The following is a 13,779-nucleotide window of genomic DNA, read 5'->3' on the forward strand; positions in this document are numbered from 1 at the left end:
CCTTTCTATTTCCCAAACAAAATCTATGTAAAAACCTTAAGAAATTCTATAGATTTTTTGAAACTAAAAGCATTTAGTTTAACTAATTAACTTTATAAGGCCTTGAAATCTCATCTTAGAATTTTGAAAGTCCACAAAAAATTGCCACAAAATTAAATATTCCCCTTAGAAAGCCGATATAAGTAACTGAATTTAGTGATCTGTTCATTAAATGCTTTAATACTAAAGAAATATTATATTAAGTCGAAAATATTTAAGAACAAATTTTATTCACCATCGACTAAATATTAAGAAAGTTGTGAGGGACTTTGAAAAAACCAATACTCTACGTCGGACTAGCGCTGGCATCACTATTTAGCTTTAGCTATATCTTCTTTGCAGACGATACAGCGAAGACAAATAGCTACAGTGAGATTGCGAAAGAGATTGGTATTGAATATGAACTAGTTAAACCAAAAGTTAAAGCAAGGCTAAACTCAAATGTAGCTACGTTCAGTAAAAGAAGTCCATCTTCAGTTGCACAAGAAAGTGTAGACGAAGCAGTTGAACCGAGTAAAAAAAGAGCAGATTTTCAAATCTCAAAACTTGCTGTTAATAAAAAGAAAAATAATTCAACACAAGTATTCTTAAACGATTCAGATTACTCTAGGCCATATTATTCGAATAATACATTTGAAAGGATGCCTGCAAAAGCAATTGAAAAAATAGAGAAGCAAGAAGAAAGTAAACAAATTGTTTACTCCATCCCAACTCCTCCAAATGATATTGAAGATAATGATGAAGAAATAGATACTAAGCAACAAAACACTGGTTCAAGCAATACAGTTATAGTTACTCCGGCCATTGAAGGGCGAATCCCTCCTCTATCAGGACTAATAACACAAACAAATAAAAGTATATTCATTAATAATGCCTATGCAGCAACAACTTGTGACAATCCAAAGGTAGAACTTTTTGATCTTGTGACAATGACAGTCCTTGAAGATAACCCGATTACATTTGAAGGAATCAACACTTCAACTTATTTTAATTTTGATGCAAAAAAGTTGGCCCTCGATCTGACAGCTCCTGCTCGTTACAAAGTCAAAGTATCTGGTTGTAGCGATGAGCTAGAAAAAGTTGTAACTAGTTACTTTACTCCACAAGATATTACTCCGGTTTCAACATTATTAGCAAAAATCACGAATACAGATTTTGAGTATACTCCAACGAAAGAGCTTGCAGATTATCTCGATCGCACAGAAGCTTTAATTGAAGCAAGTATCGATAATCAAACAATAGACTATGACTTAATTTACAGTGAGCTTGAGAATAATACAGAGGCAAGCAACATCTTCACAGAATTAACGAATGGTGAAACTGCTGCAATTTTAAAAGATGCTGCACCGAAGTTAAAAACTCTTGAAACACCTACTTCATTAAAAGAAGGAATTTCTAGTGACTTTAAAACAAGTGCAGTTCACTGGGATTCATCATATCCTGTTGCCTATCAATGGATACTTAATGGAGCGACTGTTTCAAATACCAGTACATGGAGCTACACTCCACCAGCTGATACTGCAGCAAGTGCTGAGATAATTGTTAGAATTGGAAAGAAGAATGATGGTGACGACAATGTAAACACAGCAATTCCTCATCATCAATTTATCTATACTCTCGATGTAGAACAAATTAACGATGCTCCTACTCTTGTAGCATCCCAAAGTGTAAATGTAACAGAAGATACAATTCACAACTTCTTTCTGACAACTGGTGATGATGTGGACTCGCCAAGTCTATCTTATATTACAACTTCACTACCAACAAACGGAACACTTACTTGTGTAGGAACAACTAATGAATGTACGTATACACCAAACGCAGATTTTGTAGGTGTTGATACCTTTAAATATAAAGTTAATGATGGAGAGCTAGACTCAACTGAAGCGACTGTGACATTAAATGTATCAAATGTTAATGATAGGCCAGTTATTGGTGCAGATCAAAGTCTGACTTTAGCTGAAGATAACACACTTGCAATCACTCTTAACCAGGCTACGGATGTTGATAATTCACAAGCATCCCTTACATATAAAATTGTAAGTTCTCCGAATAATGGAACTCTTTCAAATTGTATTACAACAGGTACATATGGAAATGATTTAACTTGTGATTATACTCCAAATACAAATTTTTATGGAAATGATAGCTTTAGTTATATTGCAAATGACGGGTCTCTAGATTCTGCAGGTGTAGCAACTGTATCACTAACCATTACTCCAGTTAACGATGCTCCTACACTTGCAGCTACTCAAGCAGAAACGACAAATGAGGATACAGTCATAAACTTCAATCTAGCGGCCGGAAGTGATATTGAAGCAACACCTCTCAATTATACTATTATTTCATCAACGACTAGTGGTGTACTTAATTGTACACAGGGAACATCGACAGCTTGTAGCTATAATCCAAATTTAAACTTTTATGGAACTGATACATTTACGTATAAAGTTGATGACGGAGAGCTTGATTCAACAACGGCCACTGTGACAATTACTGTTAACACAGTAAATGATGCTCCAGTAATGGGAGCAAATCAATCAGAGACGACTAATGAAGATACTGCAATTAATTTCACATTAAATACTGCAACAGACGTGGATCTTCCTGCCCAAACAATCTCATACAAACTTTTGTCAGCTCCTACTAACGGTACTCTATCAAATTGTATAACGACTGCGACTTATATCAATGATAGAGACTGTACATATACTCCAAATGCCAATTACAACGGATCAGACTCATTTACATATATTGCAAATGATACTGTCACAGATGCAGTCACTTTTGCGACGGTAACTCTAACAATTAACGCTATTAATGATGCTCCGACACTTGCTCTAACTCAAACAGTTAGTACAAATGAAGATACAGCACTTAACTTTACTCTAAATGCTGGAGCAGATATTGAAGGAGACACACTTTCATATATAATCGTTTCAGACCCTGCAAAAGGTACCTTAACTTGTACTGGTGGTACATCTAGAGATTGTACATATACACCAGACCTAAATGATAACGGATCAACTACTTTCACATATAAAGTAAATGATGGACAACTTGATTCATCAGTAGCAACAGTTACCGTGAACATTACTTCAGAAAATGATGCTCCTGTAATGGCCGGAAACCAATCTGAAACGATTGCAGAGGATAATACTCTTAGCTTCACTCTTTCAGGTGCTACGGATGTTGATATCCCTGCACAAACAATTCAATATAAACTAATTACAGCTCCAGCAAATGGTACTCTTTCAAACTGTATTAATACATCAACGTACTCTACTGATATTATTTGTGACTATACGCCAGGAGCAAATTTCAACGGAAGTGACTCTTTTACATATAGAGCAAATGACACACTAACAGACTCTGCAACGGATTCAACAGTATCGATTACAATCACTCCTGTAAACGATGCTCCAACTCTTGCGGCCACTCAAAGTGTATCAACAAATGAAGATACAGTACTTAACTTTAACCTAACTGCAGGTTCAGATATTGAGGCGGATACACTTTCATACATAATCGTTTCAACTCCAGCAAATGGGAGCCTTAGCTGTACAGGTGGTACATCTACGGCCTGTACATTCATACCTGATTCAAACTTTAATGGTTCAACGACATTTACCTATAAAGTAAATGATGGTGCACTTGATTCGACTCTTGCAACAGTTACAATTAACGTTTCAGCAGTTAATGATGTACCTGTTATGGCAGCAGATCAAGCACATTCAACAAATGAAGATACTGCTGTAAACTTCACACTTAATGGTGCGACAGATGTTGATCTTCCAGCTCAGACATTAAGTTATAAGATCATTACTTCTCCTACAAACGGTACTATTTCAAATTGTATTACAACTGGCAGCTATGGAACTGATATCTCGTGTACTTACACACCGAATGCAAACTTCTATGGAAGTGATTCATTTACTTATACTGCAACTGATAGTGTTGGGGTTGCTGTAACAAATGCGACAGTTTCATTAACAATCAATAGTGTAAACGATGCTCCTACTCTTGCTGGAGACTGGTCATTTTCAACAAATGAAGATACGGCCCATAGCTTTAATCTAACAGCGGCCACTGATATTGAAAATGATGCGCTTTCATATCTTATTGTATCAAATCCAACAAACGGAACTCTTTCATGTACAGGTGGAACGTCAACAGCATGTACATATACACCAAGTCTTAATTTTGAAGGAAGTGACTCATTTACTTATAAAGCAAATGACGGAACACTTGACTCAAATACTGTTACAGTAAATATCACAGTTAATGCAATCAATGATGCGCCAGTAATGATTGCAGATCAAAGTGAAGTAACTAATGAAGATACTCCATTTAGTATAACTTTAAATGGAGCTACTGATGTTGACCTACCAGCGCAGACTATTAGTTATAAAATAATAAACTCTCCAACAAATGGTACAATTACAGACTGTATCACAACAGGCTCTTACGGAACTGATATCATATGTACTTATACACCAAATGCAAATTTCAATGGTTCCGATTCATTTACATATCTAGCAAATGATGGACTACTAGATTCAGCAACAAGCTCAACTGTTAATCTTACAATTAACGCTGTAAATGATGTGCCAACTCTTGCAGCAACTCAAACTGTTTCAACAAATGAAGACACAATACTAAACTTCAACTTAAATGCTGGCTCAGATATTGACGGTGACACACTTTCATATATCAAGCTTACAGACCCAGCGACAGGAACATTAAGTTGCACAGGAGGGACTTCACGTGCCTGTACTTATACGCCTGCAACAAACTTTAATGGTACAACTACTTTTACATATAGAGTAAATGACGGCTCAGCTAATTCAACAGTTGCTACAGTTACGATTATTGTAAACTCTATTAATGATGCACCAGTTATGGCAGCTGATCAGTCATTTACGACAAATGATAATACGGCACTGGCAATTACATTAAGCAATGCTACAGACGTCGATGGTGATGCTCTTACTTATAAAATTGTTACGCCACCATCTAATGGAACACTTTCAAATTGTATCACAACAGGTAGTTATGGAACTGATCTTACATGTACATATACTAGTAATGTTAATTTCCATGGTAGCGAAACATTCACATTCATTGCAAATGATGGAACTGTTGATGCGGCCACTGTTGAAACTGTAACGATTAACGTAACAGATAAAACACCTTCAGCTGCGCCGACTATTGCACTTACATCTGCGACTTATACGAACTCAACTGCAAATACTATGACAGTAGGTAGCTGTAGCGATATTTCTTCTGTGATCATTAACGAAGGAAGCCAGCCGGCCGCTGGTGATGCATGGGTAGCATGTTCAACAGTTGCAAATGCTACAACATATACTCTTGCAAGCACAACTCAAGGACTTCATACACTTAGAGCTTGGTCAAAAGATCCACACGGAAATATTTCCACATCATCAACTAATATAAGTGTTTACTACGATACAATTAACCCAAGTCTTTCACTAACAACTCCTTCGATCCAAAAAGGCGGAAATAATATTAATCTTGCATGGAGCGCTACTGATGCCAGTACATCGACGGCACAAAACTTCCAAGTAGATTTCTACAACGGAAGTAGTTGGTCTTCAATTGGCACAACTGCGGCCATTAATGGACCAATTAGTTCACAATCTTTTACAAGAGCGTGGAGTGTTCCATCTATTAATACATCAAACGCTAAGTTTAGAGTTTCATTTACAGACCTAGCTGGAAACTCTGCAACAGTTGAGTCAGCTGCATTTGTGATTGACTCTATTGCACCAGCACTAAGTTATACATCACCAGCAAATAACTCTTACCACTTATCAAGTACGACGATTAACGGAAATTGTGAAAGTGGATTAAATATTAATATCTCTGGTGATATTCAAGCTGCATTTTCGATTGCTTGTTCTGGGGGGACTTTCTCACAAACAGTAAACTTCTCAGACAACGATGGAGCAAAGAATATAACAATCAATCAAGTCGATGCAGCAGGTAACTCGACTTCTGTTACAAGAACTTTCATACGTGATGAGGTCGCTCCAATTCTTACAAAAACGGCTGGTATCTCACCAGACTTTACAAATGCTAACACACCAAACGCATGGTCAGGTACTTGTGAAGGAACATATACGATATATGTTACAGGTGATGAAACAACTTCATTTAATTGTTCTTCTGGGACATGGAGCTGGACACCTTCACCAAAAACAACAGATGGCACATTTGTTTATAACTTAGTTCAAACTGATGCTGCAGGAAATACATCTTCTCCGGCCCTATCTCTTTCTTGGCAACGTGACGCTACAGCTCCGGCATTTAATGCGACAGCACCAATCCAAATCGAGATCGGAGAAAACCAATCAGAAACAGTTCTGAGAGACAGCATAACAGTATCTGGTATTTGTGAAGGAACAAATGTTATCTCTATCTCTGGAACAGAGTCAGCAAGTATTACTTGTTCAGCGTCATCTTGGACATGGACATCGGCAAATTACACTACAGATGCCACGAGAGCATTCACATTCACACAATCTGACTCAGCAGGAAATACATCAGCACTAACATATACTTGGACAAGAGACTCTAATTTCCCTGCTCTAGCGATCGATGTTAACGCGATAAAAAATAATGGTTCTACTGCCACATTCACAGGAACGTGTGAAAATGGATTAACGATCAATATTACTGGAGCACAAACGACGACAACAACTTGTACTTCAGGTGTATGGTCATGGACAACAGCATCAACTGCATCAGATGTTAACAATACATATAATTTTGCTCAAACGAACGCTGCCTCTAATACGACAACAGTTTCAGGTAACTGGTATCGTGAAACAGGCCTTCCTGTTATAAATACGATATCTGCAGGAGTTGCGGATCCATCACCAACTAACTTTATTCCATATTCGTTAACAGCTAGTTCTCAAAATGCGAATGTTTACCTAACTCATATTTGTCTTCAATCAAATACAACGACTCAACCTGCAAGTGACGATGCTTGTTGGATTGCAGTGAACTCGACTTCGATTGGAATAACTCCAGCACAAAATATCACTGTAACAGACTACTCTTATCTTCTTGGTTGGGAGCCTGCTTTATACGATGTTTATGCTTGGGTAAAAGATGAAGCTGGAAATATTTCATCAAACACACAAGTGCTAAGTACTGACTACGATCAAATTGTATATAGTAAAGATGCTCCTCCACTAATTTGGGACGTAGCTGCTGCTAATAATGATTTATCATCAATTCCTCCAACAAGAGCAGAATCCTCTGTTCCAACAGGTACTGACCTTTATATTCGTTGGAAGGTAGACGATGCTGTTGGTCTTTCGACTACGGCAATTAATCTTTTCTATACACAAGATGAACAAACATTTACGGCAATTGCTGGAGCACAAGGAATTTCACCACATACTAATCACGGTTGTCCTAGCATCACTTTAGCTGCAAATGAAGGTTGTTTTAAGTGGACAGGTGGTTCACCTCTGGCAACTGCATACAAGATCAGAGTTAAGGTAACAAATATCTCAGGTATTAGTACACAGCTTACTTCAACTCCATTAAATGCTGATCGTATTAAGATTATTGCAGGAAATACTGAAGCAGGTCTAGGTGGGGATGCGAGATCGGCCCTATTCTTTAACAAGCGCGTTGGAGACTCTTCTGATATCCACACTCTTGTCTTTACTGATGATGGTAATATTTATTTTGCAGATTATAAAAGAGGTATTATCACAGTTGACCCTGCAGATGGTAAGCAGAAACTCTTCATTGCAAAAACTGGAACGTCAACTGGAGATGGTGGGCCGGCCGAGAGTGCAACTCTACGCTACCCTATGAAAATCACTCTTGATTATCAAGGGAGACTATTAATCCTTGATTATAACAGAATTAGAAGAGTTGACTTAAATCTTGAAAACCCAACAATTGAAACGATTATTGGTGGTGGCTCTAGCACTGCAGACACTGTAGCAAACCCACTAGATCTTCAAATGCGAGGATTATCAAGCTCTGATTACCGTACGAATGCTGTGTTATTCACACCACTACCAAATGGTGATATCTGGTTTAATGCTGAAAGATCAGAAAGTATTGAAACAGACGGCAACTTCAAAGTGCGTATCTACAGAGCAGCAACAGGGCAAGTTGAATCATTCTATCTTGGTGGTACAGGAAATGGTTGGCAGGCATCTCAAGACCTATCTAAGTGTCGAGTTGGATATACTGGTATCAAATTTAATCAAGCGACATCTCAGATTCAAGGAATCACTGGAACGGCCTATCACCATAAGAATTTTCCAGGCTGTGATATGTATGGATCAACTTCTGACTATACTTATGCAAGAATTTATTTTGATCCAACAACTGGTCAATCTATTACACCACTAGATAATAGCTACCGTTGGTATCACTACTATAACTATACAGGTATGGATGGTAATTCATATGTAACAGTAGCTAGAAGTTACATGAATCGTAATAATTTTGATGGAACATACACAAGAATCCTAGGTTCAGGAACGCTTGGAGAATGTGCAGATGGTACTCTGGCCACTGCATGTAATATGGATATCTATTCGGTTTTCGTTGATAAGAATGGAAAAATTTACTTCAGTGACCGCGGTAAAATTAGAACCCTAGATAACGAAGGGAAAGTTGTTACAATCTTTGGCCAAGGTCAGTCTTACGGAGATAACGTAAATGCTGTTAATGCCCGCTTTAGTAATATTAGCCGTGTCACAAGATTAAATAACGGAAAGATTGTTGTAAATGACACTTCATCTTACTATCTAAAAGAATTTACTATCGAAGGGAATATTCACAGTATCGCAGGTAATGGTACAGTGGCCACAGCTTCAACTGCTGCAGCTGCAACAACACAGCCAGTAAGAAACCCATATTGGACCGTAGTTGATCGTGCAACGGGAAATATCTATATGGACCGTGTAGAATGGCACTATGGACGTTTTTCAATGCTTAACCGCTCAACAGGTATGTGGGAAGATGTCTTTAGCAATACAAGTGGTACAGCTTATTATGACCCGACTTCTGATGGAAAAATTGGCAGTGACATTGATGTTGCCGGTGATCAAAACAGGGCCCTACCTCTTGGTTTTGCCAATGGTAAGCTATTCTTAAATAGAATGAGATATAACTCAACAGACCTAAGATACGAAGACTTTATGCTTAAGGCATATGATTCGGCCGATAGCTACAGACAAGAACACGTCTGGGGTGTTCTTGGATACAATAGTACAGAAGAAGGTTGTACAGAACTAAGAACTGCACCAACTTCTGGTAGCACTTGTGAATATGAGTACTGGGATAATTACAGAAATATCTACTACGATAGTGTTGATGCGAAGTATGTAACAGCGAAGATGTATCGTGGTGCTCAGCGCAGAATTATTGCCTTTAAAGACGGAAACGTTGAGCAAATAGCCTATACAGCTAGAAATATTGATGACGGTTTCGTTTACACTAGAAGAGGCGGAACGCAATATCTCTACTACTGCTATGCTAGCAGACTATATGCTCACAATATCGATACTGACACTGATCTTGGTGCCCTGAGTTGGACAATGCCTCAACTTTCATGTCGTGGTGTGGAGTTTGATTACAATCCAACTAATGACTCAATCATCTTCCCATTTGAGCAAAACGGACTCTATGGAGTTGCAGAATACTTCCTCTAAACAAGTTTAGGTTACCTAACACTTGTTCCTATAAAATACTGATTTTACTCATGTACAAAAGACATACATAGTTATAAATAATGCTCAACAATGAATATTTTCATCTTATTTAAGTTAAGATGTGAGCATTATGAAGAAGATAAAAACTACGCTTTCCCTATTCGTTTTTTTCATCAATTTACTAGTACTAGGTAGTGAACTAGATATTAGTATGCTTCCAGACAAGAGTGTTCTTCCAGGTGAAGTTGCCATACAAGTTCTTCCGATAAAATCAGTATCAAATGCCACGTATAAAATTACAATTGAAAGTAATCAGCAGTGGCGTGCCGAAGGCCCAGAAGAAGCAAACCTAATTGCTGGCGATCTAACTTATTTAACTTTTTATACATACACTCCAAGCTTTGTTGATGCAGGAACAATTCATGAATTGAAAATTGTTTTTACCAATACACAGACACAAGAAAAGATTGAAAACAATATTAGCTTTGTTGTTGCCAAGAAACATAATCTCGATTTTTTTGATGCTGATCAAAATATTGAAACAAATAAGAAAAATCACTCTCTTAACTTAAAGGTTAAAAATACTGGTAACTCAAGTGAAGTTTATAACTTCTCAATAAGAAACTTAACACCTGAAGTAAGTGTGAGTGTAAACAGCTCCCCTATTACCATTGCTGCAAATGAAGTAAAGCTTCTTCCTGTAAGAGTTAACTTTAAAAATAGTACTTCAACTTATGCGGCCTTTGAAGTGAGCGCAAAAGTTGGAACAATTACAAAATTTCAAAAAAAATTCCAGGTAAAATTTGTTAGCTCAACAAATAACCAGGATAGACAAGGTAATTACCTCGATACAACACTAACTATTACTAATGACTACATGAGTGTGGAAGGTAAAGACTCAAATCTAAGTTCAGTAGTCTTAAATTCTAACGGGGCCCTATCAGACTATGTTTCTTTATCGAGCTACGTACAAGCAAATATGGTCAATGGACAAGCACAAGATGCACGTGGCACATTCCACTTTGATGGTGATAGCTGGCGATTTAGTGCTGGAAATAATGTCGATCTAGACGTTGATACAAATGTTGGTAACGAGGCCCGTGATGGTGTTGCCTATTCAAGAGATATATTGCCTAACCTAAAAGTTGGAACGCTAGTAGGTGTTGACGAAAATGATGAATTTAACACAGCGGCCATGGTTCAATATGACCCAAAACCAGGACAACGAACTTTTGTTATCATCAACCAGAATACAGACTCTGGTGAAACATCTGGCTCAATTGGCTATCGTGGAAATTTTAATCCTAATGATAAATTATCATTTGCACCATCCCTAACTGTTTCCGATGACCCTCAACGTGGAGTAATACAAGATTACCGTACAGCTATTCGTTACATGGTAAGAAAGAACCTCCCTATTGCAGTAACTTCTGGTTATAGAAGAGATCGTTTTCAAGAAGTTATCTATAATAATACTTCTCTATCTTACGATTTTGATGGTGTTCTTCTCGAACTTAGTAGAAATGACGAACTAAACAAAGACACTTTCGAAACAAATGAGCAGAGTAGATCACATCGCAGCTCTAATAATGTTCGTGTAAGCTTTCCAATGGGAGGAGGCTTGTCGGCCAGTGTTAACTACCAAGATCAAACTAGCTCAAGTGAAAGTGAACAAAGAAAGTTCATCACATTCGCCTACCAGAACAAGCAATTATATGCCGCAATGAGAGCTGGTGTTGCAAGCAAGAATTATACAGATGCAAATATTCAAGACTATACTAACGAGCCTTTCATATCTGTTGATTTAAGCTACAAAGCACCAAAGTTCACAATAAGATCGCATTTTGAGTATGAATCATATGGGGATGACTCATATCGTACACGTACTAGTGTAGGCGTAAATTATAATATCAACAATAACCACTTTAATGGTGATGCCTACGTTAGAGTTGGACATGATGAAGGCCAAAGAAACGATTACGTAACACAAACACAAACTGATCTTGATTATATCGAAGCAGGTATTCGAACAGGAGCAGACAGTAATTATTCATTCGAAATTTATACAAGAGCGGAAGATAATCATCAATATGATGATATCGATTATCAAATAGGTATTCGTTTTCAATACCGTTTTGGGGCAAAGACGCCAAGAGGTGTCGAAGATGCTTTTGGTGGAAAACGCACAGGTAGTATTGCTGGCCGAATCTGTATTGATCGAAACCTAAATGGCCTATGTGAAGACTTTGAGCCGGGTGTTGAAGGCCTTAATATTTATAGCGTAACAGGAAGCACAACAACCGACAAAAATGGCAAATACAACATTAATGAGCTTAAACCAGATATTGACCACATCTCTCTTATTGAGCGACAAGTTACTGCGAAGTCTTTGGAGTCAGCGCAATACTATAAGGGGACAAAGGTCATAAAGAATCAAACTGTACATGTGGACTTTGCACTAAAGGAAATATCATCAATCAATGTCTTCTCTTATAATGATATTAACAAGAATGGACGTTTTGAAAAAGACTTCGATACTCTAATTGGAGATATCACATACCAATTAATAGATAAGAATGGAGAGATTATTCCAATAAGCGCCCGTTCTTTAAATGGAATTAATTACTCACGTCTTAAAAACGGAAATTACAAGTTAATTGCGACAGCAAACTCTCCTATTTACCAAGAGATCCAGAAAGAAGTTACATTAGAGCTACCTAAAGACAATATGCAGACAATATCATTTGGGTTCGAAATCATTAATGCAGACACTCTGCCGACACAGGAGCTTATTGTTTCAGAGTTTGACAGCAGTATAATTAGTTCGCCTAAATTTAGCGCCTTATTAATATTAGACTCATCTGAAACTGAATACACAATTCTTTCAGATATTTCCGTAGAACTTGATGGCTATCAAGTTGATATAGAAATCGAAGAAGTATATTCTGGCATGTGGGATATTAATATCGACTTGAAAAATCTTATTTCATTGCTAAGTCAAAAAAACGAGATCACTATTGATATTGAGTTAGAAAATGAAAATGGTGAAAAACTACAAATCAGAAGAACTAGAAACCTCTTCTACAATAATTAAGGCCAATAAGAGATGAAAATATTTTTAACTATCATTCTACTTTGTGCAAACCTTTCAGCTTCGGCCTGTCTCGTTCTACAAAAAGACGATAATGGCAAAAAGTCACATCCTGCAATCAAACATTATGTTGAAGATGGAGACAAGAAGAGAGAAATCGTTGTAAAAAACACTAGTGACAGTATTTGTCGCTACACTATTATCAAAACAGAGCTTATCCAATCAAGAGATGGTAGTTATAGCTATCTTCCATATAGAATTGGTCAAGATGTAAGTTATTCATTAGCGCCATATATGTCACTTTTAGATGAAAAAGGGATTGAAAGCTTTTCTATTGAACAAAGTTTAGCTCCTGGAGAGACAAGGCACTATGGACTACAAATTAACATTGCCTCTGACTTAAAGACAGGTAGTTTTCAGGCCGGATTTAAAATTGATTATATGAGTGGAGCAACAAGCTTCATCGTTGGTGAAATTTATTACTCAACTAAAGAGGCTCAAGTATCACCACAATTGAGATTCTTAAAATTTGACAAGAAAAAGAATAAGCTTACTTATGCACTTGCAAATAAAGGAAACGCTTACACATTCTTTGAGATGAATCTAATCTATACTGATCCGATATCAGGGTTTGAGTCTCATGGTGTAACTGTAGATAACGAACTGCACTTATTTAAGGCCAATATAAAAAACCACCTCCTGCCAGGAGGTAAGACAATTTTATCGGAAATTAGTCTTAAATCACACCTAAGAAATTTAAGAAAACAATTTGCGCAACAATACCCTGGACTGGACTTTCCAGAAGTATTAAATCTTACGGCCGTTCCGCTATACGGGATTGACTACGAGAACTGGACAAATCACAAAAACTTACCATTAGGATTCAAATCAGTAATGATTCAAACTAATTTATAAATTTAAGGAGAAGAC

3 protein-coding genes are annotated in these 13,779 nt (G+C 37.2%); all 3 read left to right on the forward strand.

The features are described from left to right. Window positions 1-308: 308 nt before the first annotated feature. The 3 genes from ACMAYS_RS02305 (at window position 309) to ACMAYS_RS02315 (ending at window position 13,764) form a co-directional block, all read left to right on the forward strand. Window positions 309-9,758 carry a tandem-95 repeat protein gene (locus tag ACMAYS_RS02305; RefSeq protein ID WP_412462658.1) on the forward strand — a complete coding sequence of 3,150 codons (9,450 nt, stop codon included), beginning with the start codon at window positions 309-311 and terminating at the stop codon, window positions 9,756-9,758. Window positions 9,759-9,888: 130 nt separating this feature from the next. Continuing rightward, window positions 9,889-12,852: a hypothetical protein gene (locus ACMAYS_RS02310; protein WP_412462659.1), complete on the forward strand. Its 2,964-nt coding sequence runs from the start codon at window positions 9,889-9,891 to the stop codon at window positions 12,850-12,852. Between the two features lie 12 nt (window positions 12,853-12,864). Further along, complete coding sequence (locus ACMAYS_RS02315) at window positions 12,865-13,764, forward strand: hypothetical protein (RefSeq protein WP_392991776.1); 900 nt, start codon at window positions 12,865-12,867, stop codon at window positions 13,762-13,764. Window positions 13,765-13,779 lie beyond the last annotated feature (15 nt).

Origin of the sequence: Halobacteriovorax sp. RT-2-6 (genome assembly GCF_047085025.1) — a bacterium.
Lineage (GTDB): Bacteria > Bdellovibrionota > Bacteriovoracia > Bacteriovoracales > Bacteriovoracaceae > Halobacteriovorax_A.

What these genes read in the sequence shown, in the direction of transcription:
- ACMAYS_RS02310 (WP_412462659.1), top strand. Translation starts at nt 9,889, where the DNA reads ATGAAGAAGATAAAAACTACGCTTTCCCTATTCGTTTTTTTCATCAAT.
- ACMAYS_RS02315 (WP_392991776.1), top strand. Translation starts at nt 12,865, where the DNA reads ATGAAAATATTTTTAACTATCATTCTACTTTGTGCAAACCTTTCAGCT.